The 26,729-nt window shown below is 72.7% G+C and carries 20 protein-coding genes and 1 pseudogene; 7 read left to right on the top strand and 14 right to left on the bottom strand.

The window, feature by feature from the left end; all coding sequences use genetic code 11:
- Positions 1–101 precede the first annotated feature (101 nt).
- Positions 102–1,454 (top strand): MFS transporter, encoded by a 1,353-nt coding sequence (locus tag IE264_RS02535; protein ID WP_032753230.1) that lies wholly within the window; start codon positions 102–104, stop codon positions 1,452–1,454.
- Here the strand turns inward: IE264_RS02535 and IE264_RS02530 are convergent.
- The 7 genes from IE264_RS02530 to hrcA form a co-directional block, all read right to left on the bottom strand.
- Positions 1,418–2,410 (bottom strand): adenosine deaminase, encoded by a 993-nt coding sequence (locus tag IE264_RS02530; RefSeq protein ID WP_032753418.1) that lies wholly within the window; start codon positions 2,408–2,410, stop codon positions 1,418–1,420. The genes IE264_RS02535 and IE264_RS02530 overlap by 37 nt on opposite strands.
- Positions 2,411–2,454: 44 nt before the next feature.
- Entirely contained in the window at positions 2,455–3,372 is a 918-nt protein-coding gene (locus tag IE264_RS02525; protein ID WP_032753232.1) for a ribonuclease Z, read from the bottom strand.
- A gap of 25 nt (positions 3,373–3,397) precedes the next feature.
- Positions 3,398–3,757 carry a histidine triad nucleotide-binding protein gene (locus IE264_RS02520; protein WP_015608438.1) on the bottom strand — a complete coding sequence of 120 codons (360 nt, stop codon included), beginning with the start codon at positions 3,755–3,757 and terminating at the stop codon, positions 3,398–3,400.
- A 68-nt stretch (positions 3,758–3,825) separates the two neighbouring features.
- Positions 3,826–4,572 (bottom strand): 16S rRNA (uracil(1498)-N(3))-methyltransferase, encoded by a 747-nt coding sequence (locus IE264_RS02515; RefSeq protein ID WP_032753234.1) that lies wholly within the window; start codon positions 4,570–4,572, stop codon positions 3,826–3,828.
- Positions 4,569–5,642, bottom strand: coding sequence for a nitronate monooxygenase (locus IE264_RS02510; protein WP_032753235.1), 1,074 nt, complete (start codon positions 5,640–5,642; stop codon positions 4,569–4,571). Before IE264_RS02510 ends, IE264_RS02515 begins: the two co-directional genes overlap by 4 nt.
- Before the next feature lie 133 nt (positions 5,643–5,775).
- Positions 5,776–6,915, bottom strand: coding sequence for a molecular chaperone DnaJ (gene dnaJ, locus IE264_RS02505; RefSeq protein ID WP_015608441.1), 1,140 nt, complete (start codon positions 6,913–6,915; stop codon positions 5,776–5,778).
- Entirely contained in the window at positions 6,916–7,932 is a 1,017-nt protein-coding gene (hrcA, locus tag IE264_RS02500) for a heat-inducible transcriptional repressor HrcA (RefSeq protein WP_015608442.1), read from the bottom strand.
- Positions 7,933–8,094: 162 nt separating this feature from the next.
- Between hrcA and IE264_RS02495 the strand changes: the two genes are divergently transcribed.
- From IE264_RS02495 to IE264_RS02485, 3 genes are all read left to right on the top strand, one after another.
- Positions 8,095–8,826: an MBL fold metallo-hydrolase gene (locus IE264_RS02495; RefSeq protein ID WP_015608443.1), complete on the top strand. Its 732-nt coding sequence runs from the start codon at positions 8,095–8,097 to the stop codon at positions 8,824–8,826.
- Between the two features lie 83 nt (positions 8,827–8,909).
- Positions 8,910–9,728: a DUF3097 domain-containing protein gene (locus IE264_RS02490; RefSeq protein ID WP_032753236.1), complete on the top strand. Its 819-nt coding sequence runs from the start codon at positions 8,910–8,912 to the stop codon at positions 9,726–9,728.
- A gap of 135 nt (positions 9,729–9,863) precedes the next feature.
- On the top strand, positions 9,864–12,737 hold the full coding sequence (locus IE264_RS02485; RefSeq protein WP_032753237.1) for an ABC transporter substrate-binding protein: 2,874 nt from the start codon (positions 9,864–9,866) through the stop codon (positions 12,735–12,737).
- 25 nt (positions 12,738–12,762) lie between these two features.
- On the opposite strand, the gene hemW is transcribed toward IE264_RS02485, so the two are convergent.
- The 4 genes and pseudogenes from hemW to lepA all read right to left on the bottom strand — a co-directional run bounded on the left by hemW (position 12,763) and on the right by lepA (position 20,313).
- Positions 12,763–14,004, bottom strand: coding sequence for a radical SAM family heme chaperone HemW (hemW, locus tag IE264_RS02480; RefSeq protein WP_032753238.1), 1,242 nt, complete (start codon positions 14,002–14,004; stop codon positions 12,763–12,765).
- Between the two features lie 68 nt (positions 14,005–14,072).
- Positions 14,073–16,049, bottom strand: a pseudogene (locus tag IE264_RS02475) (SpoIIE family protein phosphatase).
- Between the two features lie 218 nt (positions 16,050–16,267).
- The gene (locus IE264_RS02470; RefSeq protein ID WP_032753240.1) at positions 16,268–18,157 is read right to left on the bottom strand and encodes an AMP-dependent synthetase/ligase; all 1,890 of its coding nucleotides are present in this window, start codon (positions 18,155–18,157) and stop codon (positions 16,268–16,270) included.
- Positions 18,158–18,438: 281 nt separating this feature from the next.
- A complete protein-coding gene (lepA, locus tag IE264_RS02465; protein WP_015608449.1) occupies positions 18,439–20,313 on the bottom strand; it encodes a translation elongation factor 4 in 1,875 nt (624 codons plus the stop codon).
- Positions 20,314–20,541: 228 nt separating this feature from the next.
- Between lepA and rpsT the strand changes: the two genes are divergently transcribed.
- The gene (gene rpsT / locus IE264_RS02460; RefSeq protein ID WP_015608450.1) at positions 20,542–20,808 is read left to right on the top strand and encodes a 30S ribosomal protein S20; all 267 of its coding nucleotides are present in this window, start codon (positions 20,542–20,544) and stop codon (positions 20,806–20,808) included.
- Between the two features lie 361 nt (positions 20,809–21,169).
- Here rpsT and holA read toward each other — a convergent pair whose 3' ends face one another.
- Entirely contained in the window at positions 21,170–22,156 is a 987-nt protein-coding gene (holA, locus tag IE264_RS02455) for a DNA polymerase III subunit delta (protein ID WP_032753241.1), read from the bottom strand.
- Between the two features lie 83 nt (positions 22,157–22,239).
- On the opposite strand from holA, the gene IE264_RS02450 reads away from it, so the two are divergent.
- On the top strand, positions 22,240–22,485 hold the full coding sequence (locus IE264_RS02450) for a hypothetical protein (protein WP_015608452.1): 246 nt from the start codon (positions 22,240–22,242) through the stop codon (positions 22,483–22,485).
- A 121-nt stretch (positions 22,486–22,606) separates the two neighbouring features.
- Complete coding sequence (locus IE264_RS02445) at positions 22,607–23,095, top strand: pyridoxamine 5'-phosphate oxidase family protein (protein ID WP_051821654.1); 489 nt, start codon at positions 22,607–22,609, stop codon at positions 23,093–23,095.
- Here IE264_RS02445 and IE264_RS02440 read toward each other — a convergent pair.
- Complete coding sequence (locus IE264_RS02440) at positions 23,078–25,618, bottom strand: ComEC/Rec2 family competence protein (RefSeq protein ID WP_032753242.1); 2,541 nt, start codon at positions 25,616–25,618, stop codon at positions 23,078–23,080. The genes IE264_RS02445 and IE264_RS02440 overlap by 18 nt on opposite strands.
- Entirely contained in the window at positions 25,615–26,361 is a 747-nt protein-coding gene (locus IE264_RS02435; RefSeq protein ID WP_051821664.1) for a ComEA family DNA-binding protein, read from the bottom strand. The genes IE264_RS02440 and IE264_RS02435 overlap by 4 nt, the downstream gene beginning before the upstream one ends.
- Positions 26,362–26,729 lie beyond the last annotated feature (368 nt).

The following is a 26,729-nucleotide window of genomic DNA, read 5'->3' as shown; positions in this document are numbered from 1 at the left end:
TTTTCGCATTCCCCTGCTTGCTTCGCGCTGCCCTTCTCGGGTGCGCCCCGCGTTGCCTCCCCCTCCCCCCTGCCTGCTCAGGCATGTCATCAGGAACGCCCATGTCCTCGCGCCCCCGCGCCGCGTGGCCCCTGGTCGCCGTCTTCACCGCCGGCTACCTCGCCTCCTATCTGCTGCCCACCATCGTCGGCCGCCTCAGCGTGCATCTCGGGCTGAGTCCCGCGCAGGCGGGCCTGGTCGGCAGCGCTCTGCTGCTGAGTTCGGCGAGCGCCGGCTTCACCCTGGCGGGCCGGGTCGAGCGGTACGGGTCCCGCACCCCGGCCCGCGCCGGTCTGGTGCTGGCCGTCGTGGGGTACGGCTGTGCCGCGCTGGCCGGGTCCGTGCCGCTGGTGGTGCTCGCCGTGGTGGTCGGCGGCTTCGGCTCGGGGGCGGCGACGGCGGTCGCCGCGGCCGGGATCGCCGCGCAGCGCGACCCGCACCGGACGTCCTCGCTCGGGCTGCTCACCGTCTCCGCCACGGCGGGCGCCCTCTATCTGACGATCCCGCACCTCGGCGGCGGCCACCGGCTCCCGTTCGCCGCGATCGCCCTGGTCGCCCTCCTCGTCTGGCCCGCGACCGCACGGCTGAACGGCCCCACGGCCACCGAGGAGTCGGCCTCGCAGATCACCGGCCGGCTGCCGCACCGCCGCTCCGGTCTCGTCCTGGCGGGCGGCATGCTCGTCTGGTCCATGGCGCAGAACGCGCTGTGGGGCGTCAGCAGCCGCATCGGTGTCGTCCAGGCGGGGCTGACCGAGGTCACCGTCGGCGCGGTCTTCGCCGCCGCCCTCGGTGCGGGCCTGCTGGGTGTCATGGGCGCCGGGGTGCTCGGCGCGCGGCTGGGCAGGGCGGTACCGATCGGGCTGGGAACCGTGGTCATCGCGGGGTCCATCGTGGTCAGCTCCTCGGCCCGGGACCTCGGCTCGTTCGCGACCGGCGAGATCATGTGGAACACCGTCTACCCGGTGGTCCTCTCCTACCTGATCGGCCTGGCCGCCTCCCTGGACGTACGCGGCCGCTGGGCGGTCCTGGCGGGCTCGGCCTCCTCCGTGGGCGTGGCGTGCGGCCCGCTGTTGGGCAGCGTGCTCTCCGAGGAGGCCGGCTACCCGGCGATGGGGCTGATCCTGGGCGCGGCCACGCTGCTGGTCGCCGCGCCCGTCACCGCCGTGGCCCTGCACACCGGTGGGCGTCCGCTGGTGCCCGGCTCGGTCCGCCGCCGCGGTGGCGCCCCGGCCGCCCTGCTGGCCGCCACCACCGGCAGCCTGTCCGGTGCCGTGCCGAAGCTCGGCTCACCGGAGCAGGCCGTCACCGAACTCCGCGTACGGCGCAGGCGGCTGGTGCGCAGCGCGATCCGGACGGCCGGTCCGGACGGCGGGCCCGGTCAGTCGAACGCGTACGCCTCGACCTCGGACAGGTAGCGCGCCCGGCGCTCCTCGTCGTGGTCGAGGAAGGCCGCCTCGAAGGAGTTGCGGGCCAGGGTCCGCAGCTGCTCCGGGTCCAGGGCGAGGGCGTCGCGTACGGCGTCGAAGTTGTCCCCGGCGTACCCGCCGAAGTAGGCGGGGTCGTCGGAGTTGACCGTGCACAGGAGCCCGGCTGCCATCATCTCCGGCAGCGGGTGGTCCTTGAGCGTGTCGACCGTGCGCAGCCGCACGTTGGAGAGCGGGCAGAGCGTCAGCGGCACCCGGTCCGCGACCAGCCGCGCCACCAGCTCCGGGTCCTCCATGCAGCGCAGCCCGTGGTCGACGCGCTCGACGCCGAGGACGTCCAGGGCCTCCCGGATGTACTCCGGCGGCCCCTCCTCCCCCGCGTGGGCCACCTTGCGCAGTCCGAGCGCGGTGGCCTCCTCGTACACCTCGCGGAACTTGGCGGGCGGGTGGCCGACCTCGGCGGAGTCCAGGCCGATCGCGCTGATCCGGTGCAGATAGGGCCGGGCGGCGTCGAGGGTGCCGAGTGCGGCTTCGGCGGAGAGGTCTCGCAGGAAGCAGAGGATGAGCTGGGTGGAGATGCCGTGGGTCTCCTCGCTGCGCTCCAGCGCCCGGCCCAGCCCTTCGATGACCGTGCCGATGGGGACACCGCGGGCGGTGTGGGCCTGCGGGTCGAAGAAGATCTCGGCGTGCCGGACGCCCTGGGCGGCGGCGCGGGCCAGGTAGGCGTCGGCGAGTTCGGTGAAGTCCTCCTCCGTGCGCAGCACGGCCATGAGCGCGTAGTAGAGGTCCAGGAAGGACTGGAGGTCGTCGAACTGGTAGGCCCTGCGCAGTTCGTCGGTGGTGGCGTACGGCAGGGTCACCCCGTTGCGTTCCGCGAGGGCGAAGGCGAGCTCGGGTTCGAGGGTGCCTTCGATGTGGAGGTGGAGTTCTGCCTTGGGGAGGTGCACGGTGTCTCGCAAACGGTGGTGCGGCTTTTTCGGACTGCGGTGGTTCAGTGTTGCTGGTGCCGAGGAGGGAGCGGGACTCTGATCAGGTCCTGCGCGACGGTGAGTTCGCCGTCGAACCCGGCGGCGCGGGCCTGGGTCTCGAAGAGTTCGGGGTCGCTGTAGCGCTGCGAGAAGTGGGTCAGCACGAGGTGGCGTACGCCCGACTCCTTGGCCACCCGGGCGGCCTGTCCGGCGGTCAGGTGGCCGTGGTCGGTGGCGAGCTTCTCGTCCTCGTCGAGGAAGGTCGACTCGATGACGAGCATGTCGCACTCCTCGGCGAGCGCGTACACCCCGTCGCAGAGGCGGGTGTCCATGACGAACGCGAACCGCTGCCCGCGCCGGTGCTCGGAGACCTGCTCCAGGGTTACGCCGCCGAGGACGCCCTCACGCTGGAGACGGCCGACATCGGGTCCGGCGATGCCGTGCTCCTTGAGGAGGGCGGGCAGCATGCGGCGGGTGTCGGGCTCGGTGAGGCGGTAGCCGTAGGACTCGACGGGGTGCGAGAGCTTGTGGCTGTCCAGGGTGTACGCGGGGGTGGTGGCGAGGGCCCCGCCGGTTCCGGCGACCGGGGCCTGGGTCAGCTCGACGGTCTCGCGGTAGGCGGTGGCGTACCGCAGCCGGTCGAAGAAGTGCTGCCCGCTCGCCGGGTAGTGGGCGGTGACGGGGTGCGGCACCTGGTCGAGGTTGATGCGCTGGATCACCCCGGCGAGCCCGAGGGAGTGGTCGCCGTGGAAGTGGGTGATGCAGATCCGGTCGATGTCGTGCGCGGCGACCCCGGCCCGCAGCATCTGGCGCTGGGTGCCCTCGCCGGGATCGAAGAGGATGCCCTGACCGTCCCAGCGCAGCAGGTAGCCGTTGTGGTTGCGGTGCCGGGTGGGGACCTGACTGGCGGTGCCGAGCACCACCAGCTCGCGTACGGACATGGGAGGGGCTCCTACGGGGCGGGCGTTATCCGGGGGGCCACTGGAGGCCGCGGCCGCCCAGGACGTGGGCGTGCGCGTGGAAGACGGTCTGGCCGGCGCCGGAGCCCGTGTTGAGGATGATCCGGTAGCCGCTGCCGTCCACCTTCTCGTCGGCGGCGACCGCTCCGGCCTCGCGCAGCACGTCGGCGGCGATCTGCGGTTCGGCGGCGGCCAGCGTCGCGGCGTCCGGGTAGTGGACCTTGGGGATGACCAGGACGTGGGTCGGGGCCTGCGGGTTTATGTCGCGGAAGGCGACGGTCGTGTCGCTCTCGCGGACGATGGTCGCCGGGATGTCTCCCGAGACGATCTTGCAGAACAGGCAGTCGGTCTGCGGCTCTCCCGCCATGGCGCCGGGCCTCCTCGTTCGCTGGTGATCAGTACACGGGCATGTTAACGCCGGTCCGCCGGGGCCGTTCAGCCCCAGCGGCCGGTGCGTCCGAGGAGCAGCGCGGCCGCGGCGGTCCCCGCGGTGGAGGTGCGCAGCACGCTGCGGCCCAGCCGGTAGGGGCGGGCGCCCGCCTCGGCGAAGGCGGCCAGCTCCTGCGGGGAGACGCCGCCCTCGGGGCCGACGACGAGGACGATCGTTCCGGTGGCGGGGAGTTCGGCGGTGGCGAGGGGGGTGCTGTCGTGGTCGCGGTCCTCGTGCAGGACCCCGGCGAAGTCGGCACCGGCCAGGAGGGCGGCGACCTGCTTGGTCGTCATGGCCTCGGTCACCTCGGGGAAGCGCACCCGGCGGGACTGCTTGCCCGCCTCCCGTGCCGTACTGCGCCACTTCGTCAGGGCCTTGGCGCCGCGCTCGCCCTTCCACTGGGTGATGCAGCGGGCGGCCTGCCACGGCACGATCGCGTCGACGCCGGTCTCGGTCATGGTCTCGACGGCCAGTTCGCCCCGGTCGCCCTTGGGGAGCGCCTGGACGACGGTGATCCGGGGCGCGGGCTCGGGCTCCTCCTGGACGGCTCCGCGGACGGTGACCGTGAGGCGGTCCTTGCCCTCGGCGGCGCGCACGGTGCCGTCCGCCCAGTGGCCGAGGCCGTCGGTGAGGACGACCTCCTCGCCGGTCTGGAGCCGCTTCACGGAGACGGCGTGCCGCCCTTCGGGGCCCTCCAGGACGAACTCCGCTCCGGTGGGCATCCGTTCGACGACGAAGACCGGTGCGGTCACCGGGGGCTCCTCATGCTCAGGGCCGACCTGGCGGCCTCCAGTTCGGCGGCGAGCAGCTCGATCAGCTCGCCGACGGGCAGTTCGCGGGCCATCCGGTGGCCCTGGCCCGCCCACAGGGCCATGCCCTGGGCGTCCCCGGCCTTGGCGGCGGCCTGGCGGAGCCCGCTGGTGACGTAGTGGACCTGGGGGTAGGCGGCGGGGGCGTACGGGCCGTGTTCGCGGATGAACCGGTTGACCAGGCCGCGGGCGGGGCGCCCGGAGAAGGCGCGGGTCAGCTCGGTGCGGACGAAGAGCGGGTTGGTCAGGGCCTGCTTGTGGAGCAGGTGGGCACCGGACTCGGGGCAGATCAGGAAGGCGGTGCCGAGCTGGGCGGCGTCCGCGCCCGCCGCGAGGGCGGCGGCGATCTGTGAGCCGCGCATCAGGCCGCCCGTCGCGATGATGGGGAGCTGCACGGTCTCGCGGACCTGGGTGACGAGGGTGAGCAGCCCGGTGCCGGTGTGGTCGGCCTGCGGGTCGTCGCGGTGGGTGGACTGGTGGCCGCCCGCCTCGAAGCCCTGGACGCAGACGGCGTCGGCGCCCGCCCACTGGGCGGCCTGGGCCTCCTCGGCGGAGGTGACCGTCACGATGGTGTGCGTCCCGGCCTTGGCGAAGGCGTCGAGGGTGTCGCGGGTGGGGCAGCCGAAGGTGAAGGAGACCACCGGGACGGGGTCCTCCAGCAGGATGGCGACCTTCGCCTCGTACCCGTCGTCGCCGCTGCCGTCGGGGTCGCCGAGCGGGGTCTCGTACCAGGTGGCCTCTCCGGCGAGCTGGTGGCGGTAGACCTCGACGGCGCTGGGGTCGGCGAGCGCGGGCTGCGGCATGAAGAGGTTGACGCCGAACGGGCCGCCGGTGAGCCGGCGCAGCTGTTTGATCTCGTTGTACATGCCGTCCGCCGTTTTGTACCCGGCGGCCAGGAATCCGAGCCCGCCCGCCTCGGCGACGGCCGCGGCGAGCTGAGGTCCGGAAGCGCCGCCCGCCATGGGGGCCTGCACGATCGGATACCGGCAGAGATCGGTCAACGCGGAGGACATGACGGCATCGTGCCACGTCGGCCGCACAGGGGCCGAATCAGCCAGCGTTCGGCGTGACCGGTTCTCCCTCCGAACGCCGCACCGCCCACCGGTACGGAACCGATGGGCGGTGCGGTGAAAGGCGGAAAACGCTTCAGCGGCCGTTGAAGGCGTCCTTCAGCCGGGAGAAGAGCCCTTGCTGACCTGGCTGAAACTGGCCCAGGGGCCGCTCCTCGCCGCGCAGCTTGGAGAACTCCCGGAGGAGCCGCTCCTGTTCCGCGTCGAGCTTGGAGGGGGTCGTCACCTCGACGTGCACGATCAGGTCGCCCCGGCCGCCGCCGCGCAGGTGGGTGATGCCCCGCCCGTGCAGCGGGACGGACTGGCCGGACTGGGTGCCGGGCCGGATGTCGATCTCCTCCAGGCCGTCCAGGGTCTCCAGCGGACACTTGGTGCCGAGGGCCGCGGCGGTCATCGGGATGGTGACCGTGCAGTGCAGGTCGTCGCCGCGCCGCTGGAAGACGGCGTGCGGCAGCTCGTGGATCTCGACGTACAGATCGCCGGGCGGGCCGCCGCCGGGGCCGACCTCGCCCTCACCGGCGAGCTGGATACGGGTGCCGTTGTCGACGCCCGCGGGGATCTTGACCGTGAGCGTGCGCCGCGAGCGGATGCGGCCGTCGCCGGCGCACTCCGGGCACGGGGTGGGCACGACCGTGCCGAAGCCCTGGCACTGCGGGCAGGGGCGCGAGGTCATGACCTGGCCCAGGAAGGACCGGGTGACCTGCGAGACCTCGCCACGGCCGCGGCACATGTCACAGGTCTGGGCGGAGGTGCCGGGGGCGGCGCCCTCGCCGCTGCAGGTGTTGCAGACGACGGCCGTGTCGACCTGGATGTCCTTGGTGGTGCCGAAGGCCGCCTCGGAGAGGTCGATCTCCAGCCGGATCATGGCGTCCTGGCCGCGGCGGGTGCGCGAGCGGGGCCCGCGCTGCGAGGCCGTTCCGAAGAACGCGTCCATGATGTCGGAGAAGTTGCCGAAGCCACCGGCTCCGAAACCGCCCGCGCCGCCGCCACCGCCGTTGGCGGAGAGCGGGTCGCCGCCGAGGTCGTAGACCTGCTTCTTCTGCGGGTCCGAGAGCACCTCGTAAGCGGCGTTGATCTCCTTGAACCGCTCCTGGGTCTTCGGATCCGGGTTGACATCCGGGTGCAGCTCGCGTGCGAGCCGACGGAATGCCTTCTTGATCTCGTCCTGAGATGCGTCGCGGCGCACGCCGAGTACGGCGTAGTAGTCCGTGGCCACTTACGACTCCGCCAGGATCTGTCCGACGTAACGTGCCACTGCGCGTACCGCTCCCATCGTTCCGGGGTAGTCCATGCGGGTCGGTCCGACCACGCCGAGTTTGGCGACTGCCTCGTCGCCCGAACCGTAGCCGACCGCGACGACGGACGTGGACGTGAGGCCCTCGTGGGCGTTCTCGTGCCCGATCCGTACGGTCATGGCTGAGTCCGTGGCCTCACCGAGCAGCTTCAGCAGGACGACCTGCTCCTCCAGTGCTTCCAGCACCGGCCGGATCATCACAGGGAAGTCGTGCCCGAAGCGGGTGAGGTTGGAGGTGCCGCCGATCATCAGCCGCTCCTCCGTCTCCTCGACAAGGGTTTCGAGGAGGGTGGAAAGGACCGTGGAAACCGTTCCCCGGTCCTCGCTGTCGAAGGATTCCGGCAGCTCCCGCACCAGCTGCGGGACATCCGCGAAGCGGCGTCCGACGACCCGGCTGTTGAGCCGGGCCCGCAGATCCGCGAGCGATGCCTCGCCGAAGGGCGCGGGGCAGTCGATCATACGCTGTTCGACCCGGCCGGTGTCCGTGATCAGGACCAGCATCAGCCGGGCGGGGGCGAGCGAGAGCAGCTCCACGTGCCGGACCGTCGAGCGGGTCAGCGAGGGGTACTGCACGACCGCGACCTGCCGGGTCAGCTGCGCGAGCAGCCGTACGGTCCGGCCGACCACGTCGTCGAGGTCGACCGCGCCGTCGAGGAAGTTCTGGATGGCCCTGCGCTCGGGCGAGGAGAGCGGCTTGACGCCGGCGAGCTTGTCGACGAAGAGGCGGTACCCCTTGTCGGTGGGGATGCGGCCCGCGCTCGTGTGGGGCTGCGCGATGAAGCCCTCGTCCTCCAGCACCGCCATGTCGTTGCGGACGGTGGCCGGGGAGACCCCGAGCTGGTGCCGTTCCGTGAGCGCCTTGGAGCCGACGGGCTCCTCGGTGCCGACATAGTCCTGGACGATGGCGCGCAGCACTTCGAGTCTGCGTTCGCTGAGCATGGCGCACACCTCCAGCTGTTGTTTCCCGGTGCCTGTTGGCACTCGGTGCGTCCGAGTGCCAGTTACCCCCCGGTCAGTGTACGGGGGTGGGGTGGGGCAGGGGCAAGGGCGACCGGCCACGCCGCCGCCGGACCGTGCGGGTCGCCCCGATAGCGTCGTCCCATGGACGTCTCTTGGGAAGACTTCGGCTGGGAGCGGTTGGGCCACGGTATCGGGCGGCGTCGCCTGCCGGGCTGGGACGCCACGGTCGCGCTGGTCGCCGGGCCCGGCGGTGTGCTGCTGTACGACACCGGCTCGACGCTGCGCGAGGGCGTCGAGCTGCGGAGGCAGGCCGAGGCCCTGCTCGGGCGGAGGGTGACGCATATCGCACTGAGCCACCCCCACTTCGATCATGTGCTGGGTACGGCGGCGTTCGCCGGGGCCCAGGTGTACGGGGCAGTGGGCATCACCGCCCTGCTGCGGCGCTCGGCGGACGAGCTGGCCGGGTCGGCCGTGCACCACGGGCTCGCGGAGGAGGAGGCGCACCGGGCGGTGGACACGCTGGTGGTGCCGCACCACGAGGTGACCGGCGAGTGGACCCTCGACCTGGGCGGCGGCCGTCAGGTGCTGCTGGCCAACGTGGGCCCGGGTCACAGCGGCCATGACCTCGCGGTGCTGGTGCCGGGGACGGACGGCGAGCCTCCGGTGGTGCTCTGCGGGGACCTGGTGGAGGAGTCGGGCGAGCCGCAGGCGGGCCGGGACGCGATCACCTCCCGCTGGCCGGCCGCCCTGGACCGGCTGCTCGAACTGGGCGGCGAGGGCGCGGTGTACGTGCCGGGGCACGGGGCGGTGGTGGACGCGGCGTTCGTCCGGGCGCAGCGGGGGTCGCTGGCTGAGCGGTTCGGGGCGGGGTGAGGGTTGTCGGGCTCCCGGGGCGGAGTGGCCGCTCTGTGGCGGAGTGACGATCTTCGGGGCGGGGTGAGGATTATCGTCGGCGCATGCGCAGCTACCAGCCGGACCTGACCCCGCCGTGGAAGAGGTCCGCCCCCGTGCCCGAGGTCCCCGCCGAACCCGATCTCGTCGTGGAGGAGGTCGCCACCGGCTTCTGCGGGGCGGTGATCCGCTGCGAGAAGACGGCCCAGGGGCCCACGGTGACCCTGGAGGACCGCTTCGGCAAGCACCGGGTCTTCCCGATGGAGCCGCGGGCCTTCCTGCTGGAGGGCAAGGTGGTCACGCTGGTGCGCCCGGGGCCCGGTGGTCCGGTGCGTCCCGCCCGGACGGCTTCCGGTTCGGTGGCGGTGCCCGGTGCGCGGGCCCGGGTGGCGCGGGCGGGGCGGATCTATGTGGAGGGCCGGCACGACGCGGAGCTGGTGGAGCGGGTGTGGGGCGACGACCTGCGCATCGAGGGCGTGGTGGTCGAGTACCTGGAGGGCATCGACGACCTCCCGGCCATCGTGGGTGCGTTCTCCCCAGGGCCGGACGCCCGGCTTGGGGTGCTGGTGGACCACCTGGTGACCGGCTCCAAGGAGTCCCGGATCGCCGCGCAGGTCTCGGATCCGCATGTGCTGGTGGTGGGCCACCCGTACATCGACGTCTGGGAGGCGGTGAAGCCGTCCTCGGTGGGGATCGACGCGTGGCCGGTGGTGCCCCGGGGCCAGGACTGGAAGACGGGGGTGTGCCGGGCGCTGGGGTGGCCGGAGAACACCGGGGCGGCCTGGCAGCACATCCTGTCCAAGGTCCGCAGCTACAAGGATCTTGAGCCTCAACTCCTCGGCCGGGTAGAGGAATTGATTGACTTCGTCACCCTTCCTGAGTGATGTCCCGGGCCCGTCGCCGGCCCGCCCGAGAGGATCACGTGCCGATCCCTAGGAATGCCTGCGTCCCACACGCACCATCGGTTATGGAGGGTGGGGGGAACGGGCTCACCCGTTCACGGGGGAAGGGCACGGGCGATGCGACAAGGGAACTGGCGGGGCGGAGCGGGGAACGAGGCGGCCCTGGCCGTCTTCCGTCTGATGCAGCAGCTGATCGACCGGTACCGCAGGAACCGGCCGGTGATGCCGCTGGTGGTGATCAAGGCGGAGGACGCCGGGGCCGGGCGCGAGATCGACGAGCAGGTCGAGGCGATCGTCAGGCTGGTCCACAAGGCCAATGAGCGGCGCGGGGTGCCGGTGCAGCGGCTGGAGGGCGGCGGGGCCACCCCGTACGAGGCGGCGCTGGACATGGTCCGCACGCTGGCGGAGAAGCCGTGGGAATCGCCCGGGGCCACGCAGTACAAGCCCCTCGCCTTTCCCCGCTCACGGCTGCTCGGGGCGATCGAGCAGGCGACCGCGACCGTGGTCGGGCAGTCGGACGGGGACACCGGGGAGATCGGCGAGGAGCTGATCCTGGAGCAGCTGCGCCGGCTGCGCTGGCGGGCCGACCGGCCGCGCCGGGGCACGTGGGGGTCGTCGTTACGGAACTCGGTGCGGCCGGAGACCTTCGTCGGCGCGCTCTTCATCGCCCTGCTCAGTGTGCTGCTCGGCGAGATCGACTGGTTCCTGACGGTGCTGGTGGCGTCCCTCGCGCTGGTCGGGCTCGCCGTGGTGGGGCTGGTGGGCCGGTCCGCGCCGCCGCTGCTGTGGCTGCGCCGGGCCAGCCGGTGGTTCGCCACCACCTCCTCCCTGGCCGCCTCCAGCACCGGCTATCCCTCGGACGGCTGGTCCCGCCTCTCGCCGAGAGGGTCGTGGGACGTGATCCGGGTGCGGGCGGCGGCGGTCGCGAAGCGGGTGGCGCACGCGGGGGCGGGCGACGGGCACGCGCGCCAGTTCCACCTGGAGCTGCGGGTGCAGGCGCTGCTGGAGGACCTGCGGGACAACTACCGGCCCCGCGCGGCGGACTGGCGGCGCGCCAAGCGGACCCGGCCGCCGGTGGTGCTCCTGCACCGGGCCACCCAGGACAACGGCGGCATCCTGCTGATCAACGCGATCAACAACGTACGGTCGCGGCGCAGCGAGGTCGATCCGCTGCTGCTGCTCGCGGCGCTGCCGGCCGCCGAGGTCATGCGGCACACCCCGCCGCCCCCGGAGCGGCCGGGGGCGGTCCGGCCGGCCGCTCCGCCGGGGGCCCAGGAGCAGTACGACCGCTGGGCCGACGAGCTGAGCCTGGGGCAGTCGCCGGTGGCGGCGGCGATGCTGGCGTGGGTGCTCCAGCTGCCGCTGGCCACCCAGGAGCTGACCACCGCGCCCGCGCGGACCGAGCTGGTCACCCACCCGGTGCCGCGCACCTGGGCGTGGTGGGTGATGTCGAGGACGAGCATCGCGCTGGTCGTGGTGGGGAGTCTGCTGGGGGCGTTCCTGTGGGCCGGGCACTGGCGTGACACGTACTGCCACGGGCCGCTGACCGACCGGAGCACGGACGCGATCTGGGCCGGGCGGGACGGGTCCCGGGAGTGCGTCGGCGTGGCGACCGTGCCCGAGGTGCGCTTCGCCCGGGGCAACGGCCTGGAGCTGCTCGGGGGCGGGGAGGGCATCACGTTCGACCGGATCGAGCAGGCGATCCGGGAGGAGAACGCGGACATCGCACCGGGCGACGCGTACGTCACCGTCGTCTACGCGGGTCCGCTGACGTCGACCGGCAGGGATCCCGAGGCGACCCGCAAGGGTCTGGAGGAGCTGACCGGCGTCTATCTCCACCAGCAGGCGGTGAACAAGACCGTGAACCGGTCGGTCAAGCTGCGGGTGCTCACCGCCAACACCGGCCAGGACATGCTGCGCCAGCTCACCGCCGTCCGCAAGATCATCGAGGTGGCCCGGCGGGACCCGACGGTGGTGGGTGTGGTCGGCCTCGGCCGTAACACCGACGAGAGCGACGACGCCGCCGCGCTGCTCCGCACGGCCGGGCTGCCGCTGGTGAACACGACGAACTCCAGCAGCGATCTGCCCCGTGACTTCCCCAACTACTTCGGCCTGGCGGCGACGGACGAGGAGCAGACGTACGCGCTCGGGCTGGTCGCCCGGCAGATCGCGCGGAAGCTGGAGCGCCCGCACGCGATCGTGCTGTCGCGCAAGGACCGCAACGGGGACCTGGACCGGTACACCGCCGAGCAGCGGGACGCGGGCCGGGCGATGCTCCGGGCGGCGGGCTTCGCGCTCGGCCCCGACGTCGACTTCGACCTGGCGGGCGGCGCCAGTCTGAACGCCCCGCTCACCGGTATCTGCCAGGCGGAGCGGGTCCCGGACGCGCTGTACTTCGCCGGGCGCGTCGAGGACGTACGGGCTCTGATGCGCGGCCTGTCGGAGACCACCGGGTGCTGGAACCGGGCGCTGACGGTGTTCACCGGGGACGATCTGACGAAGGACACGTTCAGCGACAGCGCCTCCATCGCGACGAACGTCACGCTCTACCACAGCTCCCTCGCACCGCTGGACCGGGGAACGAACCCGGGTTTCTACGCGGACGCGCACCGCACCCTGCGGGCCCTGCTCGACGAGGAGAAGGTCACCGCGCTGGCCGCGGGGCGCCCGGCGTACGAGGACGAGCTGTTCTCCAGCGGGCAGACGGTCATCGCCTACAGCGCGACGGCGGCCCTGTACGACGCAGCCGCGCGCGGTGACGTCCGGAGGAGCGCCGCCGAGACCTGGGCGACGCTGCACACGGTGGAGCTGAACAACATGCCCACCGGGACGATCGCGTTCGGCCCGGCGAAGTCCTCGGTCTCCGGCCATCTGCACGGTCTGAACATCGTCAAGGTGGTCCGCCCCGGGCCGAGCGCCGAGCGGACCGTCGTCTGCGGCAAGCCCGCCGGGGTCGCGCCGCCGCTGACGGCGAAGGACTGCAAGCCGTGAGGCCCGCCTCCGGTGCGGTCCGGGATCAGTCCACCAGGTCGCGGACGACGGCGTCGGCCAGGAGCCGCCCGCGCAGGGTGAGGACCGCGCGGCCCTCCTCGTAGGGTCCGCTCTCCAGCAGTCCGTCGGTCAGGGCGCGGCGGGAGGCGGCGAGGCCGTCGGGTTTCAGCAGGTCGAGCGGGCAGCCCTCGCGGAGCCGGAGCTCCAGCAGGATGCGTTCGACCCGGCGGTCCTCCTCGCCGAGGATCTCGCGGCCGGCGCCGGGCGAGCGGCCCTCGGAGAGCGCCTGGGCGTACGCGCCGGGGTGCTTCACGTTCCACCAGCGGACGCCGCCGACGTGGCTGTGGGCGCCGGGGCCCGCGCCCCACCAGTCGGCGCCGCGCCAGTACAGCTCGTTGTGGAGGCAGCGGCCGGCCTCGGTGGTGGCCCAGTTGGAGACCTCGTACCAGTCGAATCCGGCGGCGGCGAAGGCCTCGTCCGCGATGAGGTAGCGGTCGGCGTGCGCGTCGTCGTCGGTCATGGGGATCTCGCCGCGCCGGATGCGGCGGGCGAGCTGGGTGCCCTCCTCGACGATCAGGGCGTACGCGGAGACGTGGTCGGGGCCCGCTCCGATGGCCGCGTCCAGGGAGGCCCGCCAGTCGTCGTCGGACTCGCCGGGGGTGCCGTAGATCAGGTCGAGGTTGACGTGGTCGAAGCCGGCCGCGCGCGCCTCGGCGACACAGGCCTCGGGGCGGCCGGGGGTGTGCGTGCGGTCCAGGATCTTCAGGACGTGCTGCTTGGCGCTCTGCATGCCGAAGGAGACCCGGTTGAAGCCGCCCTCGCGCAGGGCTTCGAGGTAGGCCGGGTCGACGGACTCGGGGTTCGCCTCGGTGGTGATCTCCGCGTCCTCCGCGAGCCCGAACTCCTCCTTGATCGATGCCAGCATCGTCACGAGATCGGCTGCGGGCAGGAGCGTGGGGGTGCCGCCGCCGACGAAGACCGTACGCACCGGGCGCGGGTCGTCGCCGAGGACCTTGCGGGCCTGGCGGACCTCCTCGATCAGGTGGGCGGCGTAGTTGTCGCGGGAGGCCAGGGCGCCGCCGGAGCCGCGCAGCTCGGTGGCGGTGTAGGTGTTGAAGTCGCAGTAGCCGCAGCGGGTGGCGCAGTACGGGACGTGCAGGTAGAAGCCGAGCGGGCGGTCGGCTGCGCCTTCCAGGGCGTGGCGGGGCAGCGCCCCGTCGTCGGGCACGGGCTCACCATCGGGCAGTACGGAAGGCATACCGTCCATTGTCGCTCGCCGCGGGAGCTTCCCGGACCGGGCGGCTTTCCGCCCGGTCGGGGCGGCCTCCGGCCCGTTCAGTCCGCGTGGAGCACCAGCAGCGCCACGTCGTCGTCCGGCGGCTGCTCGGCGAACTCGTGGACCGCCCGGCGGATGCGTTCGGCCGTCGCATCGGCGGGCAGCCCGGCGCACCCGGCGAGGACCCGGGCCAGCCCGTCCCCGTCGTCGAACATCAGTGGCCCCGACCGCCGCTCGGTCACCCCGTCGGTGACGCAGAGCAGGGTGTCCCCGGGCTCCAGGTCGAAGGTCTGGCTCTCGTACGCCACGTCCTCCACGACCCCGAGCAGCACCTGCGGCTCGGCCGCCGGGTGTACGGAGCCGTCGGGGCGCAGCAGCAGCGGCAGCGGGTGCCCGGCACTGACCACCGTGCAGCGGACGCCACCGCCGGGGAGCGGCACGACCTCCCCGTACAGCAGCGAGAGGAACCGGGACTGCGAGCCGTCGTGGAGCTGCCGGCCCCCGGCTGCGGCGACCATCAGGGCCGCGGCCTCGGCGGCCTCCATGGCGTCGTCGAGCAGCAGTCGGTTGAGCCGGTCCAGGACCTCGCCGACGCCGAAGCCCTCCCGGGAGAGCAGGCGGAGCCAGGGGCGGGCGAGGCCGGTGACGACGGCGGCCTCGGGTCCTGAGCCCTGGACGTCGCCGAGGACGAAGCACCAGCGGTCGCCGGGGCACGGGAAGATGTCGTAGAAGTCACCGCCGACCACGCCGTCGTCGCTCGGTTCGTATACGAGGGCGCTGGTGACGCCGGGGATCTCGGCGACCTTGCTGGGGAGCAGGCCGCGCTGGAGGATCCGGCTGATGGTGGCCTGCCGGGTGTAGGCGCGGGCGGCGCCGACGGCGAGGCCGAGGCGGCGTACGAAGTCCTCGATGAGGGACGCGACGGCCTCGGGCACCTGGGCGACGCCCTCCCGTCCGACGAGGACGGTCCCGAGCGCCCGGCCGCCCGCCGTGATCCGGAAGGCGAGCGCGGCCCCGTCACGGGCGCCGGGCTGCGGAGCCTCGTCCGCGGGTGGGGCCGACCAGGGCACGGGCACGGGGACGGATACGGGGCCGGAGCCGACGTCGGCCGGGAGGCGGAGGGGCTCCCGCTCCAGGGCGGTGCGCAGGGGCTCCGTACCGGTCTCGTCGCTGTGCCAGACCCGGGCGAGGCGGGGTTCGGCCCCAGGGCCGCCGCTCTCGGCCTCCAGCTAGATCGCGCACCAGTCCGCGAGGCGGGGCACCAGCAGCTGGCCCGCTATGGCGGCCACCAGGTCCTCGTCGAGCTGCCCGGCGAGCAGGTCGGACGCCTCGGCGAGGAAGGCCGGGGCGCCACGGCTGTCCCAGACCGCGTCGTCGCGTTCGGTGCGCCGGGCAGCGGGGGCGAGGATCTCGGCGGCGCGCAGGCCCCGCCGCAGGGCGTCCCGGTCGGGCGGGGCGGGCGGGCCGCTCCAGTCGTCGACGGGGAGCCGGGCCCAGACGGTCTTGAGGCCGGTGCGGTAGGTGATGCCCCAGGACTCGGCGAGGGTGGCGACGAGCTGGAGACCCCGGCCGTACTCGGCGGGGTCGGGGAGGCCGGCCGCGCTCTCCGCCGGCGGCTCGGTGTCCGTACGGCCCGGTGCCCCGGCGGCGCCCGGCTCGTCGGCGCCGACCGGGCGGGCCGGGTGGTGGTCGGTGACCTCCAGGACGAGGGCCGCCGACGGCTCGTCGCCGCCCTCCTCCTCCAGCCTGAGGACCAGGTCGACCGTGGTCCCGGCGTGCACGACGGCGTTGGTGACCAGCTCGTTGGTGACGGTCACGGCGTCGTCGGCGAGCCGGTCGCTGAAGCCCACGGCGGCGGGCACCCCCAGCCCGGTCCACTCCGCGAGCGCCGCCCGCACGAACCGGCGGGCGGCGGACGGGGCGAGCGGTATGCCGGGCAGGCTGGTGCGGCTGGCCAGGCGCGGGCCGTGCGCGTACCCGGCACGGGTGGTGCCGGGACGCTGCACGGTGTCCCGCTGCAAGGGGATGGGTGCCACGGTGCGGCTCCTACGGGTCCGACGACTCCGACAGAGTGACAGACCGGCCGCATCCATAAGCACCGAGTTACCGAAGTGGGCAGAAAATCGAGCAGGTTCGAACGCAAGGCTTCGGGAAACACAACGACACATGCACAGCGGGCGGGAGGGCCGGACACCTCGGTGTCCGGCCCTCCCGCCCGCGTACGCCGGCTCCCTCGGAGCAGCGGTGGTTCGCGCTACGCCTCGCGTGATCCCGCGTACATCTCGTCGATCAGCCCCTGGTACTCCCGCTCGACGACCGGCCGCTTCAGCTTGAGGCTGGGGGTCAGCTCGCCGTGCTCGACGTCCAGGTCGCGCGGCAGGAGGCGGAACTTCTTGATGGTCTGCCAGCGCTGGAGCCCCTCGTTGAGGCGCTTGACGTACCCGTCGATGAGCTCGACGGTCTGCGGGGCGGCGACCACGTCCGCGTACGACTTGCCCTCCAGGCCGTTCTCGGCGGCCCAGTTCAGGATGGTGGGGCCGTCGAGCGCGATGAGCGCGGTGCAGAAGTTACGGTCCGCGCCGTGCACCAGGATGTTGGAGACGAACGGGCAGACCGCCTTGAACTGGCCCTCGACCTCCGCCGGGGCGACGTACTTGCCGCCGGACGTCTTGATCAGGTCCTTCTTGCGGTCGGTGATGCGCAGGTAGCCGTCGGCCGAGAGCTCGCCGATGTCACCGGTGTGGATCCAGCCGTCCGACTCCAGGACCTCTTCGGTCTTGTCGGGCAGCTTGTGGTAACCCTCCATGACGCCGGGACCGCGCAGCAGGATCTCGCCGTCGTCCGCGATGCGCACCTCGGTGCCGGGGAGCGGCTTGCCGACGGTGCCGGTGCGGTAGGCCTCGCCCGGGTTGACGAAGGAGGCGGCGCTGGTCTCGGTGAGGCCGTAGCCCTCCAGGATGTGGACGCCGGCGCCCGCGAAGAAGTAGCCGATGTCGGGCGCGAGGGCGGCGGAGCCGGAGACGCAGGCGCGCAGCCGGCCGCCGAAGGCCTCGCGGATCTTGGAGTAGACGAGCGCGTCGGCGACCTTGTGCTTGGCGCCGAGCGCGAAGGGGACGGAGGCCTTGCCGGTGCGGCGGAAGTTGTCCTGGGAGACCTTGGCGTACTCGCGGGCGACCCCGGCCGCCCAGAGGAAGATCTTGTACTTGGCGCCGCCGCCCGCGCGGGCCTTGGAGGCGACCCCGTTGTAGACCTTCTCGAAGATCCGGGGGACGGCGGCCATGTAGGTCGGCTGGACGACCGGCAGGTTCTCGATGATCTTGTCGATGCGGCCGTCGACCGCGGTGACGTGGCCGACCTCGATCTGGCCCGAGGTGAGGACCTTGCCGAAGACGTGGGCGAGCGGCAGCCAGAGGTACTGCACGTCGTCGGCGTTGATCAGCCCGGTCGAGACGGTGGCCTTGGCCATGTACGACCAGTTGTCGTGCGGCAGCCGTACGCCCTTGGGGCGGCCGGTGGTGCCCGAGGTGTAGATGAGGGTGGCCAGCTGGTCGGCCGTGATGGCGGAGACCCGCTCGGTGACCGCGTCCGGGGTCTTGGCGAGGAGCTCGTTGCCCCGGGCCTCCAGGTCGGCGAGGGTGATGATCCAGCCCTCGGGGTCACCCTCGGCGGGCTCGACGCCGGCCGGGTCGATGACGATGACATGGGCGAGGTCGGGCAGCTCGGTGCGGCGCTCACGGGCCTTGGCCAGCTGCTCGGCGTCCTCCGCGATGAGGATCCGGCTCTCGGAGTCGGCCAGGATGAAGGCGGACTCCTCGGCGTTGGTGGAGGGGTAGACCGTGGTGGTCGCGGCGCCCGCGCACATCACACCGAGGTCGATGAGGATCCACTCGACCCGGGTGGCGGAGGAGAGGGCGACCCGCTCCTCGGGCTGCACACCCAGCGCGATCAGCCCGGCTGCGATCGCGTAGACCCGCTCGGCGGCCTGGCCCCAGCTCAGCGACTTCCAGTCGTCGGGACCCTCGCCCGAGGCGGACGGGACCGGGTAGCGGTACGCCTCCCCGTCCGGGGTCGCCGCCACGCGGTCGATGAAGAGGGCCGCCACGGAGGGCGGCCGGTTATCGATCAAGGTCTGTGTGTCGCTCACGACGTCCTCCGGGCCTGCGGCATTGCTACGACCGGCTTCTTTGATCCTGCGACTACTGCGACTGAGCGCCGCTGTCCTGTGCTGCTGTCCTGCTGCGCAACCTGCTTGTTCGGCTTGTTTAACTGGTGAGTAACCAACGAGTCGTGATCAGAGTAGAGCGCACTCGTCCGCCACGTAAGAGGCAACGAGCCGCCGCTTTCATAACGAAAGGGCCCTCACTCCGCACGTTACTGCGGTGTGAGGACCCTTCGGACTGCTCGTCGGCGGGTGGCGGCTCGGGGCTACTTCTTGCCCTTGCTCTCCCCGGCGGACTCGTCGGTCGACAGCACCGAGATGAAGGCGTCCTGGGGGACCTCCACGTTGCCGACCATCTTCATCCGCTTCTTGCCCTCCTTCTGCTTCTCCAGCAGCTTCCGCTTACGGGAGATGTCACCGCCGTAGCACTTGGCGAGGACGTCCTTGCGGATGGCGCGGACCGTCTCACGGGCGATGACCCGGGCACCGATGGCCGCCTGGATCGGCACCTCGAAGTTCTGCCGCGGGATGAGCTTCTGCAGCTTGGCGACGAGCCGGACGCCGTACGCGTACGCCTTGTCCTTGTGGGTGACCGCGGAGAACGCGTCCACCTTGTCGCCGTGCAGCAGGATGTCGACCTTGACGAGCTGGGCCGTCTGCTCGCCGGTGGGCTCGTAGTCGAGCGAGGCGTAACCGCGGGTCTTGGACTTCAGCTGGTCGAAGAAGTCGAAGACGATCTCGGCGAGGGGCAGCGTGTAGCGGATCTCGACGCGGTCCTCGGAGAGGTAGTCCATGCCGAGCAGGGTGCCGCGCCGGTTCTGGCAGAGCTCCATGATCGCGCCGATGAACTCGCTGGGGGCCAGCACCGTGGCGCGGACGACCGGCTCGTGCACCTTGTCGATCTTGCCCTCGGGGAACTCGCTCGGGTTGGTGACGACGTGCTCGCTGCCGTCCTCCATCTCGACCCGGTAGACCACGTTGGGGGCGGTCGCGATCAGGTCGAGGCCGAACTCGCGCTCCAGCCGCTCACGGACCACGTCCAGGTGGAGCAGGCCGAGGAAGCCGACGCGGAAACCGAAGCCGAGCGCGGCGGAGGTCTCCGGCTCGTAGACCAGGGCGGCGTCGTTGAGCTGGAGCTTGTCCAGCGCCTCGCGCAGGTCCGGGTAGTCGGAGCCGTCCAGCGGATACAGCCCCGAGAAGACCATCGGCTTCGGGTCCTTGTAGCCGCCCAGCGCCTCGGTCGCCCCGTTGTGCAGGGAGGTGATCGTGTCACCGACCTTGGACTGCCGCACGTCCTTCACACCGGTGATGATGTAGCCGACCTCGCCCACGCCGATGCCGTCGGCCGGGGTCATCTCCGGGGAGGACACCCCGATCTCCAGCAGCTCGTGGGTGGCGCCGGTCGACATCATCCGGATGCGCTCGCGCTTGTTGAGCTGGCCGTCGATGACACGGACGTACGTCACGACACCGCGGTACGCGTCGTAGACCGAGTCGAAGATCATCGCGCGGGCGGGGGCCTCGGCGACGCCGATCGGGGGCGGTACGTCACGGACGACCCGGTCGAGCAGCGCGTCCACACCGACACCGGTCTTGGCGGAGACCTTCAGCACGTCCTCGGGCTGGCAGCCGATGAGGTTGGCCAGCTCCTCGGAGAACTTCTCCGGCTGCGCGGCGGGCAGGTCGATCTTGTTGAGCACCGGGACGATGGTGAGCTCGTTCTCCATCGCGAGATAGAGGTTGGCCAGCGTCTGGGCCTCGATCCCCTGCGCGGCGTCGACCAGCAGGACCGTGCCCTCGCAGGCCGCGAGCGAACGGGAGACCTCGTAGGTGAAGTCCACGTGGCCCGGGGTGTCGATCATGTTGAGGATGTGGGTGGTGCCCGTGTCCTCACCCGTGTTGGGCGCCCAGGGCAGTCGGACCGCCTGGGACTTGATGGTGATGCCGCGCTCGCGCTCGATGTCCATCCGGTCGAGGTACTGAGCACGCATCTGCCGCTGGTCGACCACTCCGGTCAGCTGAAGCATCCGGTCGGCAAGGGTCGACTTGCCGTGGTCGATGTGCGCGATGATGCAGAAATTGCGGATCAGCGCCGGGTCGGTACGGCTCGGCTCGGGCACGTTGGAAGGAGTCGCGGGCACGCAGGGTCCTGATTCTTGAGACGCCGAACGCCGTGTCTCGGGTCGATGTCGGGTCGGTCGGATCGTCGGTCGGATCGATACGTAGGCTCCATCGTCCCACGCCTGCGGGACAGCGACCGGTTTGGGCCGGTCGGAGGGTGGCTGCTACCGTGGACAGCTGTGCCTCGTGGCTCTTCATGAGCGGCGTGGCGCCCTAGAAGATCCAACGAACCTGCAAAGGCTCTATTCGTGGCGAACATCAAGTCCCAGATCAAGCGGAACAAGACCAACGAGAAGGCGCGCCTGCGCAACAAGGCCGTCAAGTCGTCGCTCAAGACCGCGATCCGCAAGGCCCGCGAGGCCGTCGTTGCCGGTGACGTCGAGAAGGCCACCACGGCCGTCCGCGACGCCTCCCGTCAGCTCGACAAGGCTGTCTCGAAGGGTGTCATCCACAAGAACGCCGCCGCCAACAAGAAGTCGGCGCTGGCGTCCAAGGTCGGCGCCCTGCAGGCCTGAGCTTCTTCCCGAAGCTCACTGATGTGATCGCCGGAACGGACCAGACGGGCCCTCTCTCCCGTCCCTGACCGGCACCCCGCGCCGCACACCGAACCTGCGTTCGCCACGCGGGTGCGGCGCACCAAGAGTGTGACCCGGAAGCCCCGGCTCCTCGATCTCCCCAGATCAGGGACCGGGGCTTCCGCATGTCTGGTGGCCGGCGCGGGGGATTTCCCGGCCTTTCCAGCCCGTCCGGCGCACACCCCAGCCCGTCCGGCGTTTGAGGACGGAACCGGTGCTCGCACGAGGGCGCCCACCTCGCGGTGAACGCGGACCACTTCCGGGCCGGCCCGGAGCGCCACCCCAGCCCGGCGGAAACTTCCTACCGCCCAGCCCGCGCGGCCCGCGCAACAGCGACGACGGCCTTCTCCAGGGCGTACTCAGGGTCGTCCCCCCCACCCTTCACCCCCGCATCCGCAGCCGCCACGGCCCGCAGGGCCACCGCGACCCCGTCCGGCGTCCACCCCCGCATCTGCTGCCGCACCCGGTCGATCTTCCACGGCGGCATCCCGAGCTCCCGGGCCAGGTCGGCCGGCCGCCCACCCCGCGCGGAGGACAGCTTCCCGATCGCCCGCACCCCCTGCGCCAGCGCACTGGTGATCAGAACGGGCGCGACCCCGGTGGACAGCGACCACCGCAGCGCCTCCAGCGCCTCCGCCGCCCGCCCCTCGACCGCCCGGTCGGCGACGGTGAACGACGACGCCTCCGCCCGCCCCGTGTAGTAGCGCCCGACGACCGCCTCGTCGATCGTCCCCTCGACATCCGCGATCAGCTGGGACACCGCACTGGCCAGCTCCCGCAGATCGCTGCCGATGGAGTCGACCAGCGCCTGGCACGCCTCCGGCGTCGCGGACCGCCCGTGCGTCCGGAACTCCGACCGTACGAAGGAGAGCCGCTCGGCCGGCTTGGTGGTCTTCGGGCAGGCGACCTCCCGCGCCCCGGCCTTGCGCGCCGCGTCCAGGAGCGCCTTGCCCTTGGCGCCGCCCGCGTGCAGCAGGACGAGCGTGATCTCCTCGGCCGGCGCACCGAGATACGCCTTGACGTCCTTGACCGTGTCGGCCGCGAGGTCCTGCGCGTTGCGCACGATCACGACCTTGCGCTCGGCGAAGAGTGAGGGGCTGGTGAGCTCGGCGAGCGTGCCGGGCTGCAACTGGTCGGACGCCAGATCACGGACATCCGTATCGGCGTCGGCGGCGCGGGCCGCCGCCACCACCTGCTGCACCGCACGGTCCAGGAGGAGGTCCTCCTGGCCCACGGCGAGGGTGAGGGGGGCGAGCGGGTCGTCGGTGGAATTCTTCCTGGTGGCCATCGCGATCCAGCATCCCATGACCCACTGACAGCCCGGCTGCCCCGGAGGGTGGGGCAGAGGCGCCCGTACCGGAGAATGACCGGGTGAGCGATGTGAGACATGTACTGGTGCTGCCCGACCGCGACGCCGCGGAGGAGGTCGCCGGGGAGCTGGCGGACCGCTTCGGGGTCGCCGAGGAACCCCAGCTCGTACGGGACGCCCTGGCCGGCGAGGACGACGCCGAGGACGCCCAGTGGCTGGTGGTCGTGGAGGACCCGGCCGGCCGCCTGGACCCCGCGGCGCTCGACGCGTTCGCCGAGGAGTACGAGGGGTGGCTGGAGAAGCCGTAGCGCCTCCGGCCCGGCAGGTCCGGGCGGTTCGGTCCGGGGCGGGGCGGCCCCCGTCCCGGGCGAAAGGCCTAGGTCCGGCGGCCGACGCGCACCGCTCGGGGCGGCGGATAGCGTGACGGCCATGACCCCACACCCTCCGCGCAGCCCCGAACAGCGCCTGCGGGACACCCTCGGCCGCCTCCGCGACGACCTGGACGCATGGGTGGCGACCGCCTCCCCGGACGGCACCCCCTGCCTGGTGCCGCTGTCGTTCGTCTGGCACGAGGGCACCCTCCTCATGGCGACCCGGAGGACCAACCCTACGGCGGTCAACGTGACCCCCACCGGCAGGATCAGGGTCACCCTCGGCCCCACCCGTGACGTGGTGCTCATCGAGGGAGAGGCCGAGATCGTCGAGGAGACGGACCTTCCCACCGCCTCCGGCGACGCGTTCGCGGCGAAGCTCGTGTGGGACCCGCGGAAGGACTCCCCGTGGGTGTACCTGCGCATCACCCCGCACACCGTCCGGGCCTGGCGCGAGGTGAACGAGCAGGCCGGCCGCGACCTGATGCTCGACAGCACCTGGCTGGTCCCGCCCTCCTCCCTCGACCGGTCAGGGTTCCCGTCCTGAACGGCCCACCGCCCGGAGCTCCTTGCCCGCGCCCGCCACCGCGATGGCGCCGTCGGTGTCGGTACGCAGGACCCGCGCCCCGGCGGCCCTGAGCGCGTCGACGGTTCGGGGCGACGGGTGGCCGTACGGGTTGTCCGCGCCGCAGGAGATGAGCGCCAGCCTCGGCCGCGCGCTGTGCAGCAGGCCCACGTCCTGGAAGGCTGAACCGTGGTGGGCCACCTTGAGGACGTCCACCCCGGGGAGCCCCTCGGAGCTGTGCAGCAACCCCTGCTGGGCGGGCGGTTCGAGGTCGCCGAGGAGCAGCAGGGTGAGTCCGCCCGCGGCCCGTACGTGCAGGGTCACGCTGGAGTCGTTCGGCCCCTGCGCCCCCTTCACCGCCCCGACTCCCCCGGGCCCCGCACGCGGCCAGAGGACCCGCCAGTCGAGCGGTCCCGCCCGGCGCCGCTCACCGGGTACCGCCCGCACCGTCGCCACCCGGGCCGCGGCCGCCGTACGCCGGACGAACGCGGCCTGCTCGGGCGGCTCGTCGAGGCTGGTCGTCTGGACCGCGCCCACGGCCCTGCCCCTCAGTACGCCGGGCAGTCCCCGTACGTGGTCGGCGTGGAAGTGGGTGAGGATGACGAGCGGTACACGGGTGACACCGAGATCCCGCAGGCACCGGTCGACCGAGCGGGGGTCGGGTCCGGCGTCGACGACCACGCCCGTACCCTCCCCGGCCGCGAGCACCATCGCATCGCCCTGACCCACATCGCACAGCGCGAACGCCCAGCCGGGCGGCGGCCACCCGGTCACGATCCGGGTCAGCGGCACCGGCCGGACCACCACGAGGACCAGGAGCAGCGCGGCGGCCGAGCAGACCCAGGGGTGGCGCACCAGCCGAGGGGCTAGCAGCACGGCCAGGACCGTGAGCACCGCCAGGAGGGCGGCACCGGCCCAGCCCCCGGGCCACGGGGCCTCCGCCCCTGGCAGGTCCGCCCCCGTACGGGCCACCGCGGCGATCCACCCGACGGGCCAGCCCGCGACCTCGGCCAGCACTTCGGCGACCGGCGGGGCGACCGGGGCGACGGCGAGCGCCGCGAACCCGAGCACCGTCGCGGGCGCCACCGCGAACTCCGCCAGCAGGTTGCACGGAATCGCCACCAGGCTGACCCGCGAGGCCAGGACCACCACGACGGGCGCGCACACCGCCTGCGCGGCGGCCGCCGCCGCCAGCACCTCCGCGAACCGGGTCGGCATCCCCTGCCGTTGCAGGGCCGCGCTCCACCGCGGAGCGAGGGTCAGCAGGGCGCCCGTGGCCAGGACCGACAGCAGGAAGCCGTAACTGCGGGCCAGCCAGGGGTCGTACAGCACCAGGAGCACAACAGCCGCAGCCAGAGCGGGGATCAGAGACCTGCGGCGGCCGGTCCCGATGGCGAGAAGGGTGATCAGACCGCAGGCCGCGGCGCGCAGGACACTCGGCTCCGGGCGGCACACGACGATGAACACGAGCGTCAGCGCGCCCCCGATCAGCGCGGTCGCCCGCAGGGAGATGCCCAGCTTCGGTGCCAGACCCCGCCGTTCACTGTTGAGCGCCGACCCGGGTGGTCCGATGAGGAGAAAGAGGAGGATCGAGAGATTCGCCCCGGAAACAGCTAGCAAGTGCGTCAGGTCGGTGGCCTTGAAGGCGTCGTGGAGTTCGGGCGAGACCCTGGAGGTGTCTCCGACCACCAGCCCCGGCAGCAGCGCCCGCGCGTCCGGATCGAGGCCGTCCGTCGCCTCCCGAAGCCCCGAGCGCAGCTCCCCGGCCGCGCGTTGGACCGTCGTCGGGGGGCCGGTGATCCTGGGCCGCCCTTCGGTGTCCACCCGCAGCACGGCGGCGAGGCGTTCGCCCTCGTGGGCCGGGGGCGAGAGACGGCCGCCGACGCGGAGCCGGGTGGACGGCAGAATCCGCTGCCACTCCTCGCGGGCGTCCCCGGGCGAGACCATGAGGAGCACGGGCGTGCGGACCTTGGTGCGGTGGCCGCCCGGTGCGGTCACCTCGGTGATGTCGGCATCGAGCAGGAGTGTGGCCGGGGTGCTGTGGCTGCCCCGCACGCCGGGGCGGGTCGGGCGGGGATCCGATGTCACCCGTACCTGGGCGTCGACCCGCGTATGCTCCTGCGCCAGTCCGGGAACGGGTCCTCGCCGGACATCGGCGCCGTGCAGTCCCGCCGTGGCTCCGCCCGCCGCCGCGCAGAGCAGCACGGCTCCCAGCCCGGCCGCCCACTTGCCTCCGCCGGATGCGGCGGCCCCCCTGCCTCCTGCGGACGCGGCCGCCAGGAGCGCGAGCCCCACAACGGCACAGACCACCACCCCTGCGGCCACCCAGCGTCCCGGCGGCCCCAGCGCGAGAGCCGCGGCCGCCCAGACCGCCAGCGCCGGCGGAACGAGCCGCAGATCCACCGGCCCCTCCTCCCGCGCACGGACCGCCCCCGGCACACCGCTCGTCGGGGCAGCCGCGCGGTCCGCCTCGCCCCCACCGCACCCCGTCGCGCGGCCGCTCATGGCTGCACGAGCGGTCGGAGGACGGCGAACCTGCGGTCGCCGATGCCGTTGACCCGCCGGAGCTCGTCGACGGAACGGAATCCGCCGTTCTCCGTGCGGTGGTCGATGATGTGCTGCGCCAGCACGGGCCCGACCCCCGGCAGTGTTTCGAGCTGCTCCTTGGTCGCCGCGCTCAGGCTCAGCGGTGCCGCCGGACCGGAGGTGCCAGGTGCGCCCGCCGCCCCGCCGGCCGTACCGGGGGCGGCCTGGGCCTGGGCCTGTGCCTGTGCCTGTGCCTGTGCCTGTGCCTGGGGCAGCCCTACCGCGACCTGCTCGCCGTCCATGAGGACGCGCGCCCGGTTGAGCCCCGTGACATCCGTCCCGGCGCGCACGCCGCCCGCCGCCCGGAGCGCGTCCGCCACCCTCGAACCGGCCGGGAGGCTCTGGACGCCAGGCCGGTGCACCTTGCCGCTGACATCCACGACGATCTGCCCGGCCACGCCCGGGGAGGGGGAAGAGGAAGGCGGCACCCCGGCGGCCGGGCGGGGTACTGGGCTCGCGCCTCCGGGCCGTAACGGGTCTTCGACCGCCTCGGAGGCCCCCGCCTCCACCGTTTCGGGGGCACTCACAGTCTGCGGGCGCACGGACCAGAAGTGGAAGCCGGCAAGGCCGACGGCCACCAGCAGCACCAGAGCCAGGGCCGCGAGCGTCCGTGGCGCCGGCCCCCACCTGAGCCGCACCCACGGGGGCACCCGGTCCCGGATCCCCTCCACCACCCGCCGGGCCCACACGGGTCGACGCCCCTGCCCCGGGCTCTCCTCCCCCGCACTGTCGTCGGGCAAGGGATAAGGGTCTGGGCTCGGACTCAAGCTCCGGCTCCGGCTCCGGCTCCGGCTCGGACTCGGGCTCGGGCTCGGGCTCGGGCTCGGGCTCGGGCTCGGGCTCGGGCTCGGGCTCGGGCTCGGGCTCGGGCTCGGGCTCGGGCTCGGTTCAGGAACCGTGCCCGGAACAGGCCCTGGATCCTTGATCGCGACGGGTTCGGACCGTGCACCCGGAGGCGCGTCCGCCCCCTCGCCCGGGGCGGGAGCACTCCCCATCAGCGCGTCCGCCCGACGCCTCGCGGCCGCCGCGG

The sequence above is a fragment of the Streptomyces microflavus genome (assembly GCF_014650075.1).
In the GTDB taxonomy this organism is placed as follows: domain Bacteria; phylum Actinomycetota; class Actinomycetes; order Streptomycetales; family Streptomycetaceae; genus Streptomyces; species Streptomyces microflavus.
Note: the sequence above shows the minus strand (reverse complement) of the source record. Positions and strands in the feature narration are given on the sequence as shown.

What these genes read in the sequence shown, in the direction of transcription:
- IE264_RS02445 (WP_051821654.1), top strand. Translation starts at nt 22,607, where the DNA reads ATGACCCCACACCCTCCGCGCAGCCCCGAACAGCGCCTGCGGGACACC.
- hemW (WP_032753238.1), bottom strand. Translation starts at nt 14,004, where the DNA reads ATGGACGGTATGCCTTCCGTACTGCCCGATGGTGAGCCCGTGCCCGAC.
- IE264_RS02440 (WP_032753242.1), bottom strand. Translation starts at nt 25,618, where the DNA reads ATGAGCGGCCGCGCGACGGGGTGCGGTGGGGGCGAGGCGGACCGCGCG.
- IE264_RS02535 (WP_032753230.1), top strand. Translation starts at nt 102, where the DNA reads ATGTCCTCGCGCCCCCGCGCCGCGTGGCCCCTGGTCGCCGTCTTCACC.
- IE264_RS02510 (WP_032753235.1), bottom strand. Translation starts at nt 5,642, where the DNA reads ATGTCCTCCGCGTTGACCGATCTCTGCCGGTATCCGATCGTGCAGGCC.
- hrcA (WP_015608442.1), bottom strand. Translation starts at nt 7,932, where the DNA reads ATGCTCAGCGAACGCAGACTCGAAGTGCTGCGCGCCATCGTCCAGGAC.
- holA (WP_032753241.1), bottom strand. Translation starts at nt 22,156, where the DNA reads ATGGCCACCAGGAAGAATTCCACCGACGACCCGCTCGCCCCCCTCACC.
- IE264_RS02490 (WP_032753236.1), top strand. Translation starts at nt 8,910, where the DNA reads ATGCGCAGCTACCAGCCGGACCTGACCCCGCCGTGGAAGAGGTCCGCC.
- IE264_RS02495 (WP_015608443.1), top strand. Translation starts at nt 8,095, where the DNA reads ATGGACGTCTCTTGGGAAGACTTCGGCTGGGAGCGGTTGGGCCACGGT.
- IE264_RS02485 (WP_032753237.1), top strand. Translation starts at nt 9,864, where the DNA reads ATGCGACAAGGGAACTGGCGGGGCGGAGCGGGGAACGAGGCGGCCCTG.
- IE264_RS02520 (WP_015608438.1), bottom strand. Translation starts at nt 3,757, where the DNA reads ATGGCGGGAGAGCCGCAGACCGACTGCCTGTTCTGCAAGATCGTCTCG.
- IE264_RS02525 (WP_032753232.1), bottom strand. Translation starts at nt 3,372, where the DNA reads ATGTCCGTACGCGAGCTGGTGGTGCTCGGCACCGCCAGTCAGGTCCCC.